This window comes from Streptomyces hokutonensis (genome assembly GCF_000376565.1).
GTDB classification, from domain to species: domain Bacteria; phylum Actinomycetota; class Actinomycetes; order Streptomycetales; family Streptomycetaceae; genus Streptomyces; species Streptomyces hokutonensis.
Genome location: NZ_BARG01000018.1, coordinates 122,926 through 143,196, shown reverse-complemented (window position 1 = coordinate 143,196; position 20,271 = coordinate 122,926). Strand labels below are relative to the sequence as shown.

19 protein-coding genes, 1 other RNA gene and 1 pseudogene are annotated in these 20,271 nt (G+C 71.4%); 10 read left to right on the top strand and 11 right to left on the bottom strand.

Annotated features, from left to right (window positions below; all coding sequences use genetic code 11):
• Positions 1–94 precede the first annotated feature (94 nt).
• The 3 genes from SSP08S_RS08835 to SSP08S_RS08825 are packed head-to-tail and all read left to right on the top strand — an operon-like array spanning position 95 to position 3,457.
• Positions 95–1,120 (top strand): amidohydrolase family protein, encoded by a 1,026-nt coding sequence (locus SSP08S_RS08835; RefSeq protein WP_019067219.1) that lies wholly within the window; start codon positions 95–97, stop codon positions 1,118–1,120.
• A gap of 5 nt (positions 1,121–1,125) precedes the next feature.
• On the top strand, positions 1,126–2,046 hold the full coding sequence (locus tag SSP08S_RS08830) for an amidohydrolase family protein (protein WP_019067218.1): 921 nt from the start codon (positions 1,126–1,128) through the stop codon (positions 2,044–2,046).
• Between the two features lie 52 nt (positions 2,047–2,098).
• On the top strand, positions 2,099–3,457 hold the full coding sequence (locus tag SSP08S_RS08825) for an MFS transporter (protein WP_019067217.1): 1,359 nt from the start codon (positions 2,099–2,101) through the stop codon (positions 3,455–3,457).
• A gap of 378 nt (positions 3,458–3,835) precedes the next feature.
• Here the strand turns inward: SSP08S_RS08825 and SSP08S_RS08820 are convergent, their stop codons facing one another.
• The 5 genes and pseudogenes from SSP08S_RS08820 to SSP08S_RS08805 all read right to left on the bottom strand — a co-directional run bounded on the left by SSP08S_RS08820 (position 3,836) and on the right by SSP08S_RS08805 (position 7,514).
• Positions 3,836–4,525: a DUF2637 domain-containing protein gene (locus SSP08S_RS08820; RefSeq protein ID WP_043259348.1), complete on the bottom strand. Its 690-nt coding sequence runs from the start codon at positions 4,523–4,525 to the stop codon at positions 3,836–3,838.
• Positions 4,526–4,673: 148 nt separating this feature from the next.
• An RNA gene (rnpB, locus tag SSP08S_RS58175) (RNase P RNA component class A) lies at positions 4,674–5,086 on the bottom strand.
• Positions 5,087–5,210: 124 nt separating this feature from the next.
• A pseudogene (locus SSP08S_RS64465) lies at positions 5,211–5,993 on the bottom strand (DMT family transporter); the annotation flags it as partial.
• A gap of 22 nt (positions 5,994–6,015) precedes the next feature.
• A complete protein-coding gene (locus SSP08S_RS08810) occupies positions 6,016–6,843 on the bottom strand; it encodes a helix-turn-helix domain-containing protein (protein WP_019067214.1) in 828 nt (275 codons plus the stop codon).
• Positions 6,844–6,890: 47 nt separating this feature from the next.
• The gene (locus tag SSP08S_RS08805) at positions 6,891–7,514 is read right to left on the bottom strand and encodes a TetR/AcrR family transcriptional regulator (protein WP_019067213.1); all 624 of its coding nucleotides are present in this window, start codon (positions 7,512–7,514) and stop codon (positions 6,891–6,893) included.
• A gap of 47 nt (positions 7,515–7,561) precedes the next feature.
• Between SSP08S_RS08805 and SSP08S_RS08800 the strand changes: the two genes are divergently transcribed.
• The 3 genes from SSP08S_RS08800 to SSP08S_RS08790 are packed head-to-tail and all read left to right on the top strand — an operon-like array spanning position 7,562 to position 10,563.
• Positions 7,562–9,154 carry an FAD-dependent monooxygenase gene (locus tag SSP08S_RS08800; protein ID WP_019067212.1) on the top strand — a complete coding sequence of 531 codons (1,593 nt, stop codon included), beginning with the start codon at positions 7,562–7,564 and terminating at the stop codon, positions 9,152–9,154.
• 33 nt (positions 9,155–9,187) lie between these two features.
• Positions 9,188–9,964: a MerR family transcriptional regulator gene (locus SSP08S_RS08795; protein ID WP_019067211.1), complete on the top strand. Its 777-nt coding sequence runs from the start codon at positions 9,188–9,190 to the stop codon at positions 9,962–9,964.
• Positions 9,961–10,563 carry a hypothetical protein gene (locus tag SSP08S_RS08790; protein ID WP_019067210.1) on the top strand — a complete coding sequence of 201 codons (603 nt, stop codon included), beginning with the start codon at positions 9,961–9,963 and terminating at the stop codon, positions 10,561–10,563. The genes SSP08S_RS08795 and SSP08S_RS08790 overlap by 4 nt, the downstream gene beginning before the upstream one ends.
• On the opposite strand, the gene SSP08S_RS08785 is transcribed toward SSP08S_RS08790, so the two are convergent.
• Complete coding sequence (locus SSP08S_RS08785) at positions 10,514–11,947, bottom strand: RNB domain-containing ribonuclease (protein WP_019067209.1); 1,434 nt, start codon at positions 11,945–11,947, stop codon at positions 10,514–10,516. The two genes, SSP08S_RS08790 and SSP08S_RS08785, sit on opposite strands and share 50 nt — an antisense overlap.
• Before the next feature lie 76 nt (positions 11,948–12,023).
• Between SSP08S_RS08785 and yaaA the strand changes: the two genes are divergently transcribed.
• Both yaaA and eda read left to right on the top strand, forming a co-directional pair.
• The gene (gene yaaA / locus SSP08S_RS08780) at positions 12,024–12,806 is read left to right on the top strand and encodes a peroxide stress protein YaaA (RefSeq protein WP_019067208.1); all 783 of its coding nucleotides are present in this window, start codon (positions 12,024–12,026) and stop codon (positions 12,804–12,806) included.
• A 79-nt stretch (positions 12,807–12,885) separates the two neighbouring features.
• Entirely contained in the window at positions 12,886–13,524 is a 639-nt protein-coding gene (gene eda, locus SSP08S_RS08775) for a bifunctional 4-hydroxy-2-oxoglutarate aldolase/2-dehydro-3-deoxy-phosphogluconate aldolase (RefSeq protein ID WP_019067207.1), read from the top strand.
• Here the strand turns inward: eda and SSP08S_RS08770 are convergent.
• From SSP08S_RS08770 to SSP08S_RS08760, 3 genes are read right to left on the bottom strand one after another with little or no spacing between them, the layout of a single operon-like run.
• Positions 13,499–14,719, bottom strand: a complete 1,221-nt coding sequence (locus SSP08S_RS08770) for a bifunctional RNase H/acid phosphatase (protein ID WP_019067206.1) — start codon at positions 14,717–14,719, stop codon at positions 13,499–13,501. The genes eda and SSP08S_RS08770 overlap by 26 nt on opposite strands.
• Positions 14,720–14,731: 12 nt before the next feature.
• Entirely contained in the window at positions 14,732–15,475 is a 744-nt protein-coding gene (locus tag SSP08S_RS08765) for a zinc ribbon domain-containing protein (protein WP_078532379.1), read from the bottom strand.
• A complete protein-coding gene (locus SSP08S_RS08760) occupies positions 15,472–16,359 on the bottom strand; it encodes a Nif3-like dinuclear metal center hexameric protein (protein ID WP_019067204.1) in 888 nt (295 codons plus the stop codon). Before SSP08S_RS08760 ends, SSP08S_RS08765 begins: the two co-directional genes overlap by 4 nt.
• Positions 16,360–16,556: 197 nt before the next feature.
• On the opposite strand from SSP08S_RS08760, the gene SSP08S_RS08755 reads away from it, so the two are divergent.
• Both SSP08S_RS08755 and SSP08S_RS62480 read left to right on the top strand, forming a co-directional pair.
• Positions 16,557–17,855 (top strand): hypothetical protein, encoded by a 1,299-nt coding sequence (locus SSP08S_RS08755; RefSeq protein WP_019067203.1) that lies wholly within the window; start codon positions 16,557–16,559, stop codon positions 17,853–17,855.
• A gap of 125 nt (positions 17,856–17,980) precedes the next feature.
• The gene (locus tag SSP08S_RS62480) at positions 17,981–18,139 is read left to right on the top strand and encodes a hypothetical protein (RefSeq protein WP_019067202.1); all 159 of its coding nucleotides are present in this window, start codon (positions 17,981–17,983) and stop codon (positions 18,137–18,139) included.
• Between the two features lie 67 nt (positions 18,140–18,206).
• On the opposite strand, the gene SSP08S_RS08745 is transcribed toward SSP08S_RS62480, so the two are convergent.
• Positions 18,207–19,157: a 3-oxoacyl-ACP reductase gene (locus SSP08S_RS08745; protein ID WP_019067201.1), complete on the bottom strand. Its 951-nt coding sequence runs from the start codon at positions 19,155–19,157 to the stop codon at positions 18,207–18,209.
• Positions 19,158–19,166: 9 nt separating this feature from the next.
• Positions 19,167–20,243, bottom strand: a complete 1,077-nt coding sequence (locus SSP08S_RS08740) for a Zn-dependent alcohol dehydrogenase (RefSeq protein WP_019067200.1) — start codon at positions 20,241–20,243, stop codon at positions 19,167–19,169.
• Between the last annotated feature and the right edge of the window lie 28 nt (positions 20,244–20,271).

The following is a 20,271-nucleotide window of genomic DNA, read 5'->3' as shown; positions in this document are numbered from 1 at the left end:
AAGGGGAGGTTAGTTCTGCGTTGGGCCCTCTCGTCCGCCGGTGCGGGGCGGGGCCAGGCTGCACGGCACCCAGCAGCCCGAGAAGGACGCCGTAATGATCATCGACTGTCACGGTCACTACACGACCGCCCCGCCGGCCCTGGAGGCGTGGCGCAAGCGGCAGATCGCCTCCCTCACCGACCCGTCGGCCGCCCCCGCCCGTGCGGAGCTGCGCATCGGCGACGACGAGCTGCGCGAGAGCATCGAGCCGAACCAGTTGCGGCTGATGGACGAGCGCGGCATCGACGTGACGGTCTTCTCGCCGCGCGCGTCGTTCATGGCGCACCACGTCGGGGGTTTCGAGACCTCCGCCGCCTGGGCGGCGATCTGCAACGAACTATGCTACCGCGTCAGCCAGTTGTATCCGGAGCGCTTCGTGCCCGCCGCGATGCTCCCGCAGTCGCCCGGCGTCGATCCGGCCACCTGCGTCCCCGAACTCACGCGCTGTGTAGAGGAGTTGGGCGCCGTAGCGGTCAACCTCAACCCCGACCCCTCGGGCGGCCACTGGACCGCCCCGCCGCTCACCGACCGCTCGTGGTATCCGCTCTACGAGAAGATGGTGGAGTACGACATCCCGGCGATGATCCACGTCAGTACGAGCGTCAACCCGGCCTTCCACACCACCGGCGCGCACTATCTCAACGCCGACACCACGGCGTTCATGCAACTGGTCCAGGGCGATCTGTTCGCGGACTTCCCGACCCTGCGCCTGGTGATCCCGCACGGCGGCGGGGCGGTGCCGTACCACTGGGGCCGGTTCCGTGGGCTCGCGATGGCGCTCGGGAAGCCGCCGCTGGAGGAACACGTCCTGGGCAATGTCTACTTCGACACCTGCGTGTACCACCAGCCCGGCTCCGACCTCCTTTACGACGTCATCCCGGCGCGCAACATCCTCTTCGCCTCGGAGCTGATCGGCGCGGTGCGGGACGTGGACCCGTGCACCGGCCACCACTTCGACGACACCCGCCGCTACGCGGAGGCGGCGAAACTGCCCGCGGACGACCTGGCGGCGGTCCAGGAGCACAACGCCCGCGCCGTGTACCCCCGCCTCGACGCGCTGCTGAAGCGCCAGGGGCGGTGACGCGCATGAGCACCCTCGCCCCCAAGTCCCCCGGCTGGCTGGACTGGTACGAGAATCCGTCCGCCCCGGCCTTCCGGCTGCCGCCGGGAACCGTCGACACCCACTGCCACGTCTTCGGCCCGCAGGCCGAGTTCCCCTTCGCGCCGGAACGCAAGTACACGCCCTGCGACGGCGGCAAGGGCGAACTGTTCGCGCTCCGCGACCACTTGGGGGTCGCCCGCAACGTCATCGTGCAGGCCACCTGCCACGGCGCGGACAACAGCGCCATGGTCGACGCCGTCCGGGCATCGGGCGGCCGGGCGCGCGGCATCGCGACCGTACGACCGGACATCGACGAGAGCGAACTGCTCGCGCTCGACGCGGCGGGCGTGCGCGGGGTCCGCTTCAACTTCGTACGGCGTCTGGTCGACGCCTCACCCGAGGACGACCTGCAGACGATCGCCAAGAAGGTCGCCCCCCTGGGCTGGCACGTCGTCCTCTACTTCGAGAGCGCCCACCTGCCCGAATTGGAGGGATTCTTCGGGTCGTTGCCCGTGCCGCTGGTGGTGGACCACATGGGCCGCCCGGACGTGACCCGGCCGGTGGACGGACCGGAGTTCACCCGGTTCCTGCGCTTCGTCGAGGAGAACGACGTGTGGGTGAAGGTGACCTGCCCCGAGCGCCTCAGCGTCACGGGACCGGCCGCCCTCAACGGCGAACGTCACGCCTACACCGACGTCGTCCCCTTCGCCCGCCGCGTCGTGGAGGAGTTCCCCGACCGAGTGCTGTGGGGCACCGACTGGCCGCACCCCAACCTCACCGACCACATGCCGGACGACGGCCTCCTCGTCGACCACGTCCCGCAGGTGGCGGTCAGCGACGACCAGCGCCACAAGCTCCTCGTCGCCAACCCGATGCGCCTGTACTGGCCCGACGAGGACGCCTGACGTCCCAACTCCCGACCCTGCTGACCGACTTCGACCTCGACAAGGGCCGCTCATGCAACACGCCAACGCGCTGAACCGGCTGGACCGGCTTCCCATATCCCGCTTCCACAAGGTCACCCTGCTCGCCGTCGCCTTCGCGTACTTCTTCGAGTTCGCGGACATCAACAGCTTCGCCACCACCGCACCGAAACTGATCAAGCTCTGGGGCGTGACGGTCGATCAGATCGCCTACGTCACCTCGCTGTCGTTCGTCGGCATGTTCGTCGGCGCGATCGTCGCCGGATCACTCGCCGACCGCTGGGGCCGCAAACGGGCCCTGCTGTGGACGACCCTCTTCTTCGGCCTCTCCTCCTTCGCCGCGGTCTTCTCCTGGGACCTCATGTCCCTGGGCGTCTTCCGCGTCCTGACCTCGGCCGGCCTGTCGGCGATGACCGTCGTGGGAGTCGTCTACGTCAACGAGATGTACCCGTCGGCGACCCGCGGCAAGTACCAGGCGTACGCCATCGCCATCGGCATCTGCGGCACCCCCGTCACCAATCTCCTCGCCAGCGCGGTCGTACCGCTCAACGACTGGTCGTGGCGACTGGTCTACCTCTGGGGCTCCCTGGGCATCCTGCTCGTCCTGTTCACCAGGCACCTCAAGGAGTCACCGCGCTGGCTCGAAAGCCGGGGAGACCACGCCGCGGCGGACTCGACCCTGCGGGAGATCGAGGCACGCGTCGCGGCGGAGAAGGGCCTGCTCCCCCAGCCCGCACCCCCGGTCGCCGGAAAGCCGTCACCGAAGGCACCGTTGCGGCTGCTCCTCCAGCGCAAGTACCTCCTGCCGACGCTCCTGCTCACCATGCTGTGGATGACCCAGACCATCGGCTTCTTCGGCTACTCCAGCTGGGCACCCACCCTGCTGGCCAAGGAGGGCTTCAGCGTCGAGAAGTCCGTCTTCTACGTGGCCCTGACCACCGTAGGCGCACCTCTCGGCTGCTACCTGGCCTCCCTGGTCACCGACCGGTTCGAGCGCAAATGGTGCCTGGTCGCCTTCGGCACGGTGATCGCGGTCTGCGGCCTGCTGTACGGCCTCACCTTCAACCCGGTCCTCATCGTCGTGTTCGGCTTCCTGGTCAACCTCTTCGAACGCGGCTACACCGCCCTCGCCTACGCCTACTCCCCCGAACTCTTCGACACCCGCAGCCGCTCACTGGGCACAAGCGTCTCCTACGGCCTCGGCCGCCTGTCCAACGCCGCCGGCCCACTGATCGTCGCCGCGCTCTACAACGGCCACGGCTACCAGAGCGTCTTCTACTTCATCGCCGGCACCTGGCTCCTCGGCGCGATGCTCCTGGCCGTCTTCGGCACCCGCACACGCTCGGCGCGCCTCGCGGAGGCGGAACGGCAACGGCTGAGCGTCCCCGCCTGACCAGAACCGACCCGGCCACCAGCCATGCACATCGGCGCGCGCAGCCGCGACGGAGCATCAAGTGCGGGAGGCGAAGACGCCGTGCCCGTTCACCTTCCCCTCCGGCTGCCGGTGACAAGGGCCGGTGTATGGCTGTGACTGGCTACGTAACGCCACCCTTCCGGCCGACGCTCACTCCCCGAGCTCACCCCCTCGCCACCCACACAGAGCGGCTCTCCACGCCACCGGGGTGGCGGCGTGCCCCCAACGTGCCCATAAGACCGGTAAACCACGGTCAACAGCGGTGCGGCCCCACACCCCTAGGCGCCACACGAGAGCACATAGTGCCAGCTCAAGTGGTGTCCAGCGCGGTAAGCACCATCGCTTCCCAAGCACCGCTTACTGGTGAGTTCCCCGTATCCGATCAGGCCTGGGTTTTTCAGTGCCCGTCCCGACGCTGCGCCCTCCCCGCACGAGAGCCGCCAACTGCCGCGATCGACCGGCTCCAACTCGCAGCTCCTTCCGCAGAGTTTCGGCGGACACGGAGCGCTGGTGAAGCTCCCGGTGCCGGGCATCAAGCAGCCGAGCCTGTGCCAGCAACGGGTCGTCGTCATCGTGCGGCCGCTTGCTCTTCCCCTGCTCCCTTCGCCCTCCCCACTCCCCTTGAAGTCCATCTGAGCGGTGCACCAGTAGCTCCACTGACAACAGCAGTGCCACCGGAGGCCACCCAGCGACCAACACTGGCTTCCACTCCAAAGCCGGGGCTGCCGCAACGTTCGCAGCCAGGGAGACCGCGATACCCAGAAGGAACGCCGACCACACCGCGCCTCGGGCCCGGCGAGTGTGAGCCCCGGAAGGCTTCAGCAAGCCGACCGTGGCCAAGAGCAAGAGCCCGTCCACGGACAGCGGCCACAACGAGGCGCTGACCATGTCCGCCCCACCCTGCAACGCGAACTCCCGCTGGTGGACATACGAGGCGTAGGCCGCGACCCCGGCTACCACGAGAGCACACAGAGGACGGACCCACACATCGAGATCGAAGCCTCGGCTTCCGGTGACTCCCTCCCGGGGGTCGGCGGCATCACTCATCAGATCCACCGCCGGGACGGCCGTTCCAGTGCACAACGCGTGCACACTTCCACGGGAACTCCCGGGAACTCGCGGGTAGAAGCGGGAAGCCCTCGAACACAGGAAAGGGCTCCAACCGGCCCATAAGGCCAGTTCAGAGCCCCGCCGGCAGACGAGCCGGGCCGTACGCCGGGTTCTGTTTCCGGGGGGACCTCACGATCCCCCCGGCGACGGCCATCCATCTAGGACCGGTGTTGCCACCGGCCTCGTGCGGTCTACCCGCGGACTCGGGCGGGCAGCCCTCGAACGTCCGCGCAGAGCGCGCTTTTTACGGCGGCGCTCCTTTTGACCTTGCTCCGGGTGGGGTTTACCTAGCTGCCCAGGTCACCCTGGGCACTGGTGGTCTCTTACACCACCGTTTCACCCTTACCCGGCGCCGAAGCGCCGGGCGGTCTGTTTTCTGTGGCACTGTCCCGCGGGTCACCCCGGGTGGCCGTTAGCCATCACCCTGCCCTGTGGAGCCCGGACGTTCCTCGGGGAGTTCCCGCTAGGGGCACTCCACGCGGCCGTCCGCCCGGCTCGTCTGCCGTGCCGACCATGCTACCGGGCGGTCGCCGTCCCGCCGACCGGCGCCCGGCCCCGCCGTCGCCAGCACCGACCCCGCCAGGATCAGCGTGAAGGCCACCCCGATGCCGACCGTCAGGTCCTCGCCCAGGAACAGCGCGCCCGCCGCGACCGCGACCGCCGGGTTGACGTACGTGATCACCGTCGAGCGGGTCGGGCCGACCTCCTTGATGAGTTCCAGGAAGGCCACGAACGCCACCGCCGTGCAGATCACGCCCAGACCGGCGAGGGAGGCCAGGACCTGGGGCGACGGGACCGACGACGGCCAGGTCACCGCCGCCGCCGGGGCGTAGACGACCGCCGCCAACGCCAGGCACGGCGCCGTCAGTTGGAGCGTCGGGACGTCCTTCAGGTAGCGCGCCGCGATCAGCGGCGCCGTCGCGTAGCCGAGCACCGTCAGCAGCACCTCCGCCAGGGAGCGCGCGTCGCCGCCCGTCAGGTGCGGGACCGTGAGGACCGTGACCCCGGACAGGCCCAGGGCGAGGCCCGCCACCCGGCGCGCCCCCAGCCGTTCCGCGTCGCCGAAGAAGCGCGCCATCAGCACGCCCACGATCGGTACGCCCGCGATCAGCAGACCCGCCGTAGAGCTCGACAGGTGCCGTTCCGCGTCCGTCAGCGTGAACCACGGGCCGATGATCTCGATGCACGCGAAGGCCAGCATCGGGCGCCAGTGCGAACGGACCACACGAATCAGGCCTCCCTGTCGTAGCGCGAAGGGGAGCAGGAGTACGGCGCCCAGGGCGCAGCGTGTGAAGACGACCATGGACGGGGAGAGCGGGGCGTCCACCGCCACCTTGATCATCAGGTAGGGGATGCCCCACACCACTCCCATCAGGGAGAACAGGAACCAGCCGCGTGCAGTCATACGGCGAGGATGCGCCGCCCCCTCATCGGGCGTCTTGAACGCTGTTGCGGTACGCCGCCGGGGTCACCCCGAGCACCCGCCGGAACCAGCGGGTCAGATGCGCCTGGTCCGCGAAGCCCACCTGGGCCGCGACCTCGGCGGGGCGCCCGCCCGCGTCCAGCAGGCCGCGCGCCCGGGTGACCCGGTACTGGGCGAGCCAGGCGTACGGCGGTATGCCCATCGTCGTACGGAAGGCCCGGAGGAGTTGGTAGCGGGACAGGCCGAAGTCCGCGGCCAGGGCCGAGAGCGACGGCGGGGTCAGCAGTTCGTCCGCGAGGCGGTCGCGTACCGCGTGCGCCACCCAGGCCGCGCCGACGAGGAGATCCGGTGCCGGGCGGGACGTCGAGTGGCGGCGGGCCAGGGCCGTGAGCAGCCACGGGAGGCGGGACTCGGCCTCCAACGGGTCGGGGCAGACGCTGAGTTCGGTGTGCGCGAGGCGGAACGCCCGGGCGAGTTCGACGTCGTCGAGGAGCGCCTCGCGGAAGTGCGGGACGCCGCCGAGGGTGCCGTCGGTCAGCAGTGCCGGGTCGGCGTAGAGGGCGCGGTAGGCGTAGCCGGCGGTGGGGCTGCCGGGGCCGCCGGTGTGCATTTCGCCGGGGGCGAGTACGACGATGGAGCCGGGGGTCGTACGGATGTGGCCGCCGCGGTAGTCGATGAGTTCGGAGCCGCCGACGCAGACGCCGATCGTGAACTCCTCGTGGGCGTGCGGGGCGTAGACGTGCCGGTCGAAGCGGGCGGTCAGGAGGTCGAGCGGCGGGCCGCAGTGGCCCAGTCTCGCCCTCGTCCACAGGGCCTGTTCGCGTGCGTTCACCAGTGGGACCCCCTTTCCTCAAGAGTGCAACGCGGCGGGGACGCCCGCTATGCCCAGGTCAGCGCCCGCTCCAGGATGTCGAACGCCGCGTTCATCCGATCCTGGTGGTCCTCGGCCGTCGCGTCCCCGCGTTCGCCCGCGAGCAGGCGGCGCGCGGTGGTGACGTAGACCGACCGGTACGCGGCGACGATCAGGGCCGCGGTCAGGGCGGGGTCGGGGGTGTCCGGGGCGGTCTCGGCGAGGGCGTCGGACAGGGCGGTCTCGATCTCCTCCAGGCCTTCGCGGGCACGGGCGCGCAGGGCCGGCGAGTCGATCACGACCTGCCAGAAGGCCGGGAAGTTGTCGTTGGGGCCGACCAACGGGTGGTGCTGGTCGCGGAGTTCGAGCGTGAGGCGGCGCAGCGCGGCGAGCGGGGTCTCGCCCGGGGCACGGTGGCGTACCGCCCCGCTGAGCACCTCGACCGCCTCCGGGATGCGGTCGAGGAACAGGTCCTCCTTGCGCGGGAAGTAGTTGAAGACGGTCATCGTCGACACTTCGGCGGCGCGCGCGACCTCCGCCACCGACACCCCGTCGAAGCCCCGCTCCTTGAACAGGCCCGTGGCCACGTTCGAGATCCGCTGCCGGGTCGCCCGCTTCTTGCGCTCTCTCAGGGAGAGCTCGCGCTCACTCATGAGAACAGTGTAGCGAACATAATTTTTTAGTGACTACACTCTTGGCCATGGACACCGAGAGCACCAAGATCAGCGAGAACACCGAAACGAACCACTACGACGTCGTCGTCTCCGGAGCCGGCCCCGTGGGCCTGCTCCTGGCCGCCGAGCTGACCCTCGGCGGAGCCCGCGTGCTGGTCGTGGAGCGGCTGGCCGACGTGGACGAGACGATCAAGGCCGGCGGTCTCAACTCCACGACCACCGTGGCCCTTTACCGGCGCGGACTGCTGCCCGAGCTGGCCGGGATACACGAGGAGGCGATGAACCGCTTCAAGGAGTTCCGGCGGACGCACGGCGAGGGCGACAACAACCCCGTTCCGCCGCCGAAGTTCGCCGGGCACTTCTCCGGGATCATGCTGCGGGCCGATCTGCTCGACGAGTCGGACCCGGCCTTCGCGGGCCTCGGCCCGGTCGACCGCGTCGGACTCGTCCCGCAGGCCCCGCTGGAGCGGCTGCTCGGCCGGCATGCCGACGCACTCGGCGTCGAGGTGCGCAGGCAGGTCGAGTTGACCGGCTTCGACACCGACGAGGAGGGCGTGACGGTCCGCCTCGCTCCCACTGACGGCTCCGCGCCGTATGCCGTCCGGGCCGGCTGGCTGGTCGGCTGCGACGGTGGACGCAGCCTCGTGCGCAAGCTCAGCGGGATCCAATTCCCGGGCACCGCACCGGAGATCACCGGCTACCAGGCCATCGCCGACATGACCGGCACCGAGCCGCTCAGCGGCGGCTGGAACACCACGGACGTGGGGACGTACGCCTTCGGGCCGTTGCCGGGACGGATCCTCACCGTCGAGTTCGACGGGCCGCCCGAGGACCGCCAATCCCCGGTCACCGTCGAGGAGTTGCAGGCGAGTGTGCGCCGGGTGACCGGCGTCGACGTCACCGTGCACAAGGTCCACTCCTCGACCCGGTTCACCGACAACTGCCGTCAGGCGGACACCTATCGGGCGGGCCGGGTGCTGCTCGCGGGCGACGCGGCGCACGTCCACTCGCCGTTCGGCGGGCAGGGGCTCAACCTCGGTGTCGGGGACGCAATGAACCTCGGCTGGAAGCTCGCCCTCGTCGTGAGCGGCCAGGCACCGGTGGAGCTGCTCGACACCTACACCGCGGAACGGCACCCGATCGGCGCCTGGGTGCTCGACTGGACGCGCGCCCAGATCGCCGTGATGCGCCCCGAGCCGCACTCCCGGGCCCTGCGCTCGGTGGTCACCGATCTCGCGGGGACGGTCGACGGGACGACGTATCTCGTCAAGCGGATCTCCGGCGTCTGGCAGCACTACGACCTTCCCGGCGACCACCCGCTGACCGGCCGCAGCGCCCCCGACCTCGAACTCGCCGACGGCACCCGCCTCGCCGACCACCTCCACCACGGCCGCGCCCTCCGCCTCGACCTCGCCGACGACCCGAAACTCCGGGCCCGCGCGGACGGCTACGAGGGTGTGGTGGACGTCCTGACCGCCTCCTGCCCCGGGCGGCCGGAGCTCGCCGGGCTGTTGGTGCGGCCCGACGGATTCACCGCCTGGGCGGCGGACACGGACGGCTCCGACGGCGATCCCTCGGACGCGCTGCGGCTCTGGTTCGGCGCGCCGGTCGGTGCTTGACCCTGCCGTAACGTCAGCGTTTCTACTGGTCCCATGCGGATCGGAGAACTCGCCGAGACCGTCGGCGTCACCACGCGGACCGTCCGGCACTACCACCACCTGGGCCTGCTGCCGGAACCGGAGCGACGCTCGAACGGCTATCGCGACTACGGTCTGCGGCACGCCGTCGTCCTCGCCCGGATCCGGCGGCTCACCGAGCTGGGTCTGGGGCTGACCGAGGTACGGGACGTGCTCGCGGACGACGCGGGCCGGGACCTCGTCGAGGTGCTCACCGAACTCGACGAGGACCTGGCCCGGCAGGAGTCGGCGATCCGGGAGCGCCGGGCCCGGCTGCGCACCCTGCTGGACTCGGGAGAACTGCCCGCCGAAGGACCGGTCTCCCCCGAACTGACCGCGGTGTTCAGCGAGTTGACCCACACCTCGACGCTCCCGGCCGACTCGCCCATGGCCACCAAGGACCGCGAGATGCTCGCCCTGCTCGACACTGTGGCGACCCCGGCCGAACGCTCGCGGATCATGGAGCTGGTGGGCAGCGCCGTCGCGACCCCGGACGCGGTCGCCCGGGCGCACGAGGCGTACGCGCTGCTCGACGCGCTCGCCGACACCGAGCACCCCGTCGACCCCGCCGACCCGCGCGTGGACGAGGCGGCCCGCGCCCTCGCCGCCTGCGTTCCGGCCACGGTGCTCCCCGAGGGGAGCCCGGTCGACCAGGACAGCGGCTTCCTACGCGCCTTCTACGCGGACTTCGCGCCGGCCCAGGCGGAGGCGATCCGCCGCATGCTGCGACTCGTCACCCGGGAGCGGACATGAGGACCGTCTCCGTGCTCCTGCGGCACGAACTGCGACTGCTGGTGAGCCTCTGGCTGTGGATCACCCGGCGGACCCACGGGGCGGACGGCGGGCGGGCGTTCGGGTACGGGCGGGGGCAGGGGGCGATGATGGCCGGGCTGGTGTTCGTGTGTGTGATCGAGACGCTCGGCATGTCCGTACTGCTGCGGAACCTGCCGGCGGTGCACCGCGTCGTGCTCGCCCTGGACGTCTACACCATCGTGTTCGTCGTCGGCATGCACGCGGCCTTCACGGTCCGCCCGCACGTCCTGGCGGCCGACTCGCTCCGGATCCGCCGGGGCGTCCATGTCGACCTGCGCATACCGCTGGACCAAGTCGCCTCCGTAGGGCGGGAGTTGCGCATGACCCACGAACGGGCCGACGGCGAACTGAACCTCCCCGTCGGCTCCCAGACCACCGTCACACTCCAACTCATCGAGCCCGTAACCCACTTCACGTTCCTCGGACGCCAACAGGAGGTGAGCACCGTCCGCTTCCACGCCGACGACGCCGACACTCTCGTAGCGGCGGTCAAGCAGGCGCGAACCGCACCTTCGACGTCCCCGGGTCCGCCTGTGTGAGCCGGACCCGCAGCCGCTCCCCCAGGGGCAGCGGAGTCGTACCGCCTTCGAGGCGGGCGACGACGGCCGGGGAGTCCAACTGCACCTTTCCCACGGCGGGTTGGTGTTCGTCCACGTCGACGACATAGCCGTCGAAGAGGTCGCCGACGCGGTCCTTCAGCAGTGCGGCCTCGACGATGTCGACGCACTCGCGCTCGACGGTGCCCGCGAGGCGGGTGCCGTCGGCCATCTGTTTGGGGAGGGCGTCGAGGCCGGCCAGGACCCAGGCGGGCGGGGACTGCGGAGAGAGGCAGATCTCGGCGGCGTAGCGGTCGACGAGACGTCGTAGCGGGGCCGTGCAGTGGGTGTAGGGGGCGGCGACGGCCGCGTGGGTGGTGATGGGCGGGAGTTCGCCGTCCCGGAAGACCGTGTAGCCCGCGCCGCGCAGCAGAGCCGTGCACTCCTGGAGGAAGGCCGCGTGGTGCGGGAGGTGCGGGTCGAGGGAGCGGATGAGCTGCGCGTACGACACGTGGTGCGGCCAGTCGATGCCCAGGGCGTGGGCCGTGCGGTGGAGGCGGCCGACCGCGCCGTCCGGGGCGGCGGGCAGGGTGCGCAGGACGCCCGTGCCGTGCTTGAGCATCAGGTCGGCGGCGGCCATGCCGGTGAGCAGGGAGATCTGGGCGTTCCAGCCGTCGGCGGGGAGCGGGGCGCGGTAGGCGAGTTCGTAGGTGTGGTCGCGCTCGACGATCTCCTGCTCGGGCACGTTGAGGGAGATGCCGCCGCGCTCCACCTCCAGGCGTTCGCGCGCCTCGCCGATGTCCTTGAGCAGCGCGAGCGGTTCCTCGGCGGTGCCCGCGTCGATGCGCCGCTGGACGGTCGCGTAGTCGAGCTTGGCCCGGCTGCGGACGAGCGCCCGGTGGACGTCGACGGCGACCGTACGGCCGTCCGCGTCCAGGTCGATCGTCCACAGCACCGCCGGCCGGGTCACGTCCGGCAGCAGACTCGCGGCGCCCTCGCTGAGCAGGGGCGGGTGCAGCGGGGTCTTCTCGTCGGGGAAATAGAGGGTGGTGACGCGGCGGTGGGCCTCCGTGTCGAGCGCTCCGCCGGGTACGACGAAGGAGGCCACGTCGGCGATGGCGTACCGGACCCGGTAGCCGCCGGTCCCCCGGCGGGACAGGTGCATCGCCTGGTCGAGGTCCATGGACGTGGGCGGGTCGACGGTGAAGAAGGGGAGGTCCGTGGCGTCCGGGACCTGCGGCAGCGGCGCGGCGGCGGCCCGTTCCGCCTCGGCCAGTACCTCCGGCGGGAAGCTCTCGGGTACGCCGAGTTCGGTGCGGAGCGCGGCGAGGGCGGCGCGGAGCGGGGCTTCGGGGGTGCCGGTCACCCGGATGCGGCGGCGGGGCATGACACGAGCGTAGGCACAATCCGCCCGGCCGCACCCTTTACGCTGGCGCAGCACCCACCGTAAGGAGATACCCACCGTGCTCGTCCTGCTGCCGCCCTCCGAAGGCAAGGCCTCCTCCGGCCGCGGTGCCCCGCTCAAGCCGGAATCGCTGTCGCTGCCGGGACTCGCCGACGCCCGCGCGGCCGTACTCGACGAACTCGTCGACCTGTGCGCGGCCGACGAGGACAAGGCACGCGAGGTGCTGGGCCTGAGCGAGGGACTGCGCGGCGAGATCGCCAAGAACGTCGACCTGCGGACGGCGGGCGCGCGACCCGCCGGGGAGATCTACACGGGTGTCCTCTACGACGCCCTCGACCTGGCCTCGCTGGACACGGCCGCGAAGAAGCGCGCCGCGCGCTCGCTGCTCGTGTTCTCCGGGCTGTGGGGCGCGGTGCGGGTGACGGACCGGATTCCGTCGTACCGCTGCTCGATGGGGGTACGGCTGCCGGGGCTCGGGGCGCTGGGTGCGCACTGGCGGGCGCCGATGGCGGCCGTGCTGCCCGAGGCCGCCGGGAACGGGCTCGTGCTCGACCTGCGGTCCTCCGCGTACGCGGCGGCGTGGAAGCCGAAGGGCGAGGTCGCGGGGCGGACGGCGACCGTACGGGTGCTGCACGCGCCGACCCGGAAGGTCGTCAGCCACTTCAACAAGGCGACGAAGGGGCGGATCGTACGGAGTCTGGTCTCGGCGCCGAGCGTGCCGGGCACGCCCGCCGAGCTGGTGGACGCGTTGCGCGGGCTGGGGTACGAGGTGGAGGCGGAGGCGCCCGGGCAGGCGGGGCGGGCCTGGTCGCTGGATGTGCTGGTGGACGAGATTCACTGAGCATTTCCCGAGACGGGTGCGTGTTGCATTCTGCGCAATGACCTTTGCGCAGAATGCTTGCGCTCGGCAGGATGAGGCCATGGCCTCCTCCTCGCTGCTCGATCTCGCTCCCGTTCTGCCCGTCGTCGTCATCGAGGACGCGGCCGACGCCGTACCGCTCGCGCGGGCACTGGTCGCGGGCGGGCTGCCGGCGATCGAGGTGACGTTGCGGACACCGGCCGCGCTGGACGCGCTGCGGGCCATCGCGGACGAGGTGTCGGGGGCGGTCGTCGGGGTCGGGACCGTACTGACTCCGGGGCAGGTGAAGGAGTCGGTGGCGGCGGGGGCCGGTTTTCTGGTGAGCCCCGGGTGGACCGAGCTGCTGCTGGAGTCGATGCAGGGGTCCGGGGTGCCGTTCCTGCCGGGGGTGTCGACGACGTCGGAAGTCGTGGCGCTGCTGGAGCGCGGGGTGCGGGAGATGAAGTTCTTCCCGGCCGCGGCTGCGGGCGGTACGGCCTATCTCAGGTCGCTGGCCGGGCCGTTGCCGCAGGCGCGGTTCTGTCCCACCGGTGGGATAGGCATCGACTCCGCACCGGACTACCTGGCGTTGCCCAACGTCGGCTGCGTGGGCGGGAGTTGGATGATCCCGGCGGACGCGGTGGCCGCGCGGGACTGGGGGCGGATCGAGGCACTGGCCCGCGAGGCGGCGACGCTCAGCGCAGGTGGGACGTGTCGTTGAACAGCCGTACGCTCGCGTTGCCGTCCGCGTAGTACGCCACCGCGGAGAGCGAGGCCGCCGAGAGTTCCATGCGGAACAGGGACTCCGGCGGGGCGCCCAGGGCGAGTTGGACGAACGTCTTGATCGGCGTGACGTGCGTGACGAGCAGGACCGTGCGGCCCGCGTAGGCCGCGACCAGCTTGTCGCGGGTGGCGGCGATACGGGTCGCCGTGGCCGCGAAACTCTCGCCGCCGCCGGTGGGTTGGGCCGTCGGGTCGCCGAGCCATGTCGTCAGGTCGTCCGGGTAGCGCTCCCTGACCTCGCCGAAGGTGAGGCCCTCCCAGGCGCCGAAGTCCGTTTCGCGCAGGCCCTCTTCGATCGTCACGTCCAGGCCGAGACGGTCGGCCACGGCCGCGGCGGTCTCGCGGGTGCGGGTGAGGGGGGACGCGAGGATGTGCTGGATCGTGCCGCGGGCCGCCAACGCGGTTGCCGCGCGGGCGGCTTGGTCCTGGCCGACGGGTGAGAGGGAGGGGTTGGTGCCGCCGCTGCCGGAGAAGCGCTTCTGGGGGGTGAGGGGGGTTTCGCCGTGGCGGAGGAGGACGAAGGTTGCGGGGGCGCCCATGTCTGCGGGGGCCCAACCTGTGCTGGGGGTCGCTACATTGCGGGCGGCGCGGACATCGGCTTCGGTCGTCGTCGGAGTGCGGGCCGGTGGGGGCTGGTCGCGCAGTTCCCCGCGCCCCTTAGGTGGGACGCCTGAGCCTGCGCTGCGAAGTTCAGCCGTGGAATCCGCCGCCGACCACTGCTCGCCCCGCTTCCCGGCGTCCATCGCCTCGTTCGCCAGCCTGTCCGCGTGCTTGTTCTTCTCCCGGGGAATCCACTCGTACGTCACCTGGTCCACCGGGAACACCGAACCCGCCTCCGCCGCCAAGGGCTTCATGTCGGGGTGTTTGATCTTCCAGCGGCCCGACATCTGTTCCACTACCAGCTTGGAGTCCATGCGGACGTGGATCCGGGCGGCGGGGTCCAGGGTGTGGGCGGCGTGGAGGCCCGCGATCAGGCCCCGGTACTCGGCGACGTTGTTCGTGGCTACGCCGATGTACTCGGCCGCCTCCACCAGGGTCTCCCCCGTCGTCGCGTCGATGACCACGCTGCCGTAACCCGCGGGACCCGGGTTGCCCCGGGAACCGCCGTCTGCCTCGACGATGAACTCCCGCACGCCGTAAACCCCTTACAGACCGGACTCGGACGTGCGCACCAGGATGCGGCGGCAGTTCTCGCAGCGGACCACCGTGTCGGGGGCCGCCGCGCGGATCTCGTTGATGTCGGTGATGGCGAGCTCCTGGCGGCAGCCCTGGCAGGTGCGCTGGTAGAGCTTGGCCGCGCCGATGCCGCCCTGCTGCTGGCGGAGCTTGTCGTAGAGCTTGAGGAGGTCGGCGGGGATGGTGGCCGCGATGACCTCGCGCTCCTTCTCGGCCTTGGCCTCGTCCGCGTCGAGGGTCTCGGCGGCGGCGTCACGGCGGGCGGTCGCGTCGTCGATCTTGCCCTGCACGGAGCCGACGCGCTCGGTCAGTTCGGCGGTGCGCTCCTGCGCGGACTCACGGCGCTCCATGACCTCCAGGACGATGTCCTCCAGGTCGCCCTGGCGCTTGGCGAGGGAGACGATCTCGCGCTGGAGGTTCTCCAGGTCCTTGGGCGAGGTGACGGCGCCGGAGTCGAGGCGCTGCTGGTCGCGGGTGGCGCGCTGGCGGACCTGGTCGACGTCCTGCTCGGCCTTGGTCTGCTCGCGGGCGCAGTCGCTCTCCTCGGTCTGCACGGCCACGAGCAGGTCGCGCAGCTGCGTGAGGTCCTTGGTCAGCGCGTCGATCTCGGCGTGCTCGGGCAGCGAGTTGCGCCTGTGCGCGAGCTGCGAGAGGCGTACGTCGAGGGCCTGGACGTCGAGAAGTCGGATCTGGTCGGCGGGCGCGGCGTTCAGTTGGGGGCTCCCAGTGGGTCAGGTGTGGCGGAGGACGCCGCGTGGGCGGTCCAGGGGTCGGTGACCGTCTTGGAGACGTGGACCCTGAGGTCCCATCCCTCGCGGTCGGAGATCTCGTCGAGCTGGGCGGCGGCCAGCTCGCACCAGGGCCACTCGGTGGCCCAGTGCGCCGCGTCGAGCAGCGCGAGAGGACTGTGGGCGCGGGCCTCGGACACCGGGTGGTGGCGGAGGTCCGCGGTGAGGAAGGCGTCGACGCCCGCCGCGCGTACGTCGTCGAAGAGGCTGTCGCCGGAGCCGCCGCTGACGGCGACCGTGCGGACCAGGGCGTCGGGGTCGCCGGCGACACGGATGCCCTGCGCGGTGGCGGGGAGGCGCTCGGCGGCGCGGGCCGCGAGTTCGCGGACGGTGAGGGGGTGGTCCAGCTCGCAGACGCGGCCGAGGCCCCGGCGGCCGTCGGGGTCGGTGGGGTCCGGCACGAGGGGTCGTACGACACGGAGGTCGAGCGCGCCCGCGAGGGCGTCGGAGACTCCCGGGTCGGCGCGGTCGGCGTTGGTGTGGGCGACGTGCAGCGCGATGTCGTGCTTGATCAGGGTGTGCACCACGCGGCCCTTGAAGGTGGAGGCCGCGACCGTGGTCGTACCGCGGAGGTAGAGGGGGTGGTGGGTGACCAGGAGGTCGGCGCCCAGCTTCACCGCCTCGTCGACGATCTCCTGGACCGGGTCGACGGCGAACAGCACGCGCGTGACGTCCTGATCCGGGTCGCCCACGACGGTGCCGACCGCGTCCCAGGACTCGGCCCGTTCGGCGGGCCACAGGTTCTCCAGCGCGGCGACGACTTCGGACAGGCGGGGTGCGGACTGACGGGATACGGGCTGACGGGGCACGGGCAAAGGCTACCTGGCCGCACTGTGCGGCTGAACCGCTGAAGCGGCCGTAGACGGCCTACGGTCCCGTTCAGCACACCGGCCCCGGTTTCCTCAGGCGAATCGTTACTTGGCCACCCTTATGTGTGATGAGGCTGCTCATCGGTCCCACGTCCGTACGTACGAAAACTAGTTTCGTCGCCGGAGGTGACCGAACCATGACGGCCTGTGCGATCGAGCCCACGGCGGCGGACGAGGACGGGGAGACGGACGGGGAGACGCGGACCGATGGTGCCGCGGGCACCGCGTGCGCGATCAGCGCGGACGGGGCGTACGCGGCCCGCCTCGCGCCGGCCGGTGACTGTCTGTTCCCGGAGCGGTGGACCCTGGACGGCCCCGAGCCGTACGCCGTGCCGCTGCCCGGCAACCAGCCGGAGGAGCCCGGCAGCGAGGTGCAGCCGATGGGCGACGGGCGGGTGCTCATCCGGCGGCTGGTCGACGGGCGGCACACGTTCTCGCTGCTCTACCCGACCGGTCCGGGCACCGGTGAGCTGGCGCTCGGCGCGATCGAGTGCCCGGACCCGGACACCCGGCTGCGACTGCTGCCGCCTGCGCCTGGGGGCGAGAAGGCGTACGCCCTCGCCGTGGGCCGGCGGTCGACGGCCGTGTGGCTGGTGGCGGGGGGTGCCTTCGGGCCCGAGCATCTCGCGATGGTGCCGGGGCGCTGTTCGGGCGGGGTCTGGCTGGACCGGGCGGGGCGGATGCTGGCGCTCGACCGGGAGGTCGGCGGGCGGACCAAGGCGATCGTGGTCGACCTGGAGCGGGACGGGGAGGTGTCGCCGCTGCTCCAGATCGCGGCGGACAGCGACGACCGGCTGCTCGCGGCCGATCCCGACAGCGGGCTGCTGCTCATCCGCTCGGACGCGCCGTCGCCCGGGCGGGAGGAGCGGCTCGGCTGGGGGGTGATCGGCTCCACGCTGCCGGTGCGGTTCCCGGAGTGCCTGCGGGTGCCGGACTGCACGGTGACGCCGTTCGCGATCCAGCCGGGGCAGGTGCTGATGCCGGAGAACTGCGGGGTGGCGCTGCGCATCGACGGGCCGGCCGGCAGCTGGCTCGGCGTATGGCGGCCCACCGACCGGCAGCTGCTCCAACTCCCGGCGCCCGAGGGGTGGTTGGCGGGCGCCGGGCTGTGGAGCGAGGACGGGGTGCTGCGACTGCCGTACGCCACACGGGAAGTGCCGTGCGGTGTGGCGCGGTTCGCGGTGCCCAGGGGGGCGGGGGACAACGGGGGCCACGGGGGCTCGGGGGTCGCGGGGAACCCCGGAGTGACGGGGGAAATGGGGGGTACGGGGGATACACGCCCGGGGGATCCGGTTCGGGACGGGACGGTGGGCGCGCCTGGGGAGGCCGCGCCCGAGCCGTCAGGGCCGTCCGAACCGGATCCTCCGGTGCCGGTCGCACCGCGTCCGGTGCCGTTGCGGGAGGCTCCGTTGAAAGGCCGGGTGGCGGTCGGGTAACAAAGTGGTGCGGCTCGGTAACGAAGTCGTTCCGGACGGCGGTCCGCCTCGCGTCGGCCCCGGAACGGCTGGATAAGATCGCCGAGCTGTATGAAGGATCTTGTTACTACGGGGTGAAGTTTCCGATGAACGACACGAGCAGCACACAGACGATGTCCGCCGACACGCAGGACACCTCCGGCCACGGCAAGCACCGGGGCCCGGTCTCGGCGCAGGACGGCGATTCGGCCGCCCACGGCCGTCACCGCAAGCCCTCGGAGCAGTCCGAGTACGCGAACGCCTGACGGCACGTCAGGCACCTTGCGCCACACGGCCCCGCTCGTCTCCGGACGGGCGGGGCCGTCGCGTTCCCTATGCCCCGCCCGGCTCCCGCTTGAGCCCGAGCACCTCGGCCGCCGCGAACGTCTCCTCCGCCGGCCGCCTCGCGTAGTGCGGAGTGAGTACGGCGTCCAGCTCGTCGTAGGTGAAGGTGTCCTGCTTGCTGTCGAACTTGGCCTGCACGTGCGGGCGTTCGACGATCGCGACCATGCCGCCGTGGACGACGAGCAGCTGTCCGTTGATCCGGGCGGCGGCCGGTGAGGCCAAGTAGCCGACGAGCGGGGCGACATGCTCGGGTGCGAGCGGGTCGAGGCCGTCTTCGGGCTCCTGGAAACCGGCGAAGACGTCCTCGGTCATCCGGGTGCGGGCGCGCGGGCAGATGGCGTTCGCGGTGACGCCGTACTTGGCCAGCGCCAGGGCCGTGGAGGTGGTCAGGCCGACGATTCCGCCTTTCGCCGCCGCGTAGTTGGGCTGTCCGGCGGAACCGGCGAGGAACGCCTCGGACGAGGTGTTCACGATCCGCCCGTACACCGGCGCGCCCGTCTCCTTGGACCGGCGGCGCCAGTGCGCGGACGCGAAGTGGGTCGTGTTGAAGTGGCCCTTGAGGTGGACCCGGATCACCGAGTCCCACTCGCCCTCCGTCATGGAGAAGACCATGCGGTCGCGGAGGATGCCCGCGTTGTTGACCAGGATGTCGAGCCCGCCGAACTCGTCGAGCGCCGACTCGACCAGTTCGCCGGCCTGTTGGGTGTCGGCCACGTCACCGGTGTGGGCGACGGCCCGGCCGCCCGCCTCGCGGATCTCGGCGGCGACCTGTTCGGCGGGGCCCGCGGAGGCCTCGCCGGAGCCGTCCCGGCCGGGCCGGCCGTAGTCGTTGACGACCACGGCCGCGCCGAGCCGGGCGAGTTCGAGCGCCTCGGCCCGGCCGAGCCCGCGTCCGGCGCCGGTGACGATCGCGACCAGGCCCTCAAGTGGCAGCGTCATGACCGGCCTTCAGATCTCGATGCAGGTGCGCAGGGCCGTCCCCGAACGCATCTGGTCCAGGGCCTCGTTGATGTCGGCGAGCGGCACCCGGTGGGTGATCAGGCTCTCCAGGTCGACGCGGCCCGCCCGCCACAGGGCGATCGTGCGCTCGTAGGAACGCAGCACGTCTCCCCCGCCGTACATCGAGGGCAGGATGCGCTTCTCGTCGAAGAACAGCTCGAACATGCTGAGTTGGAGGAAGTCGTCGAGCGCGCCCGCGCCGACGACGACGAGGGTGCCGCCGCGCCGGGTGTTCTCGTAGGCGGTGCGGGCGGTGGCGGAGCGGCCGACGACCTCGAAGACGTAGTCGAAACCCTCGCCCGCGGTGACCTCCTGCTTGGCGGCGGGCAGCTCGTCCGGTGAAACCGCCTTCGTGGCACCGAACCTGAGCGCGGCCTCGCGGCGGGAGGCGACCGGGTCGACGGCGACGATCTCGGCGGCGCCCTTGAGGCGGGCGCCCTGGATCGCGGAGATGCCGACGCCCCCGCAGCCGATCACGGCGACCGACGAACCGGCCTCCACGTCGGCGGTGTTGAGGGCGGCGCCGAGTCCGGTGGTGACCCCGCAGCCGATGAGGGCCGCGATGTCGAAGGGCACGTCGTCGGGGATGGGGACGGCGCAGCCCGCGTCGACGACGACCTCCTCGGCGAAGGTGCCGGTGCCCGCGAAGCCGAACACATCGCCGCCGGGGCGCCTGAAGTTGGGGGTGCCCGCGTTCATGAACCCGGCCAGACACAGCTGGGTCTGGCCGCGCTTGCAGGCGGCGCACACACCGCAGGCCGGCAGCCAGCAGACCACGACCCGGTCGCCGGGCTTCAAGTGGCTGACGCCCTCGCCGACTTCGAGGATCTCGCCCGCGCCCTCGTGGCCGGGCACGAACGGCGCCGGCTGCGGCAGGACACCGGCCATCGCGGACAGGTCCGAGTGGCACAGCCCCGTGGCGCGCACCCGGATCCTGACCCGGCCGGGCCCGAATCCCGTCGCCTCGACGTCGTCGAGGACTTCCAGCTTGTCCTGGCCTATCTCGTGCAGTACGGCTGCGCGCATGGTGCGGCTCCCCTCAAGTCCGGCCTGG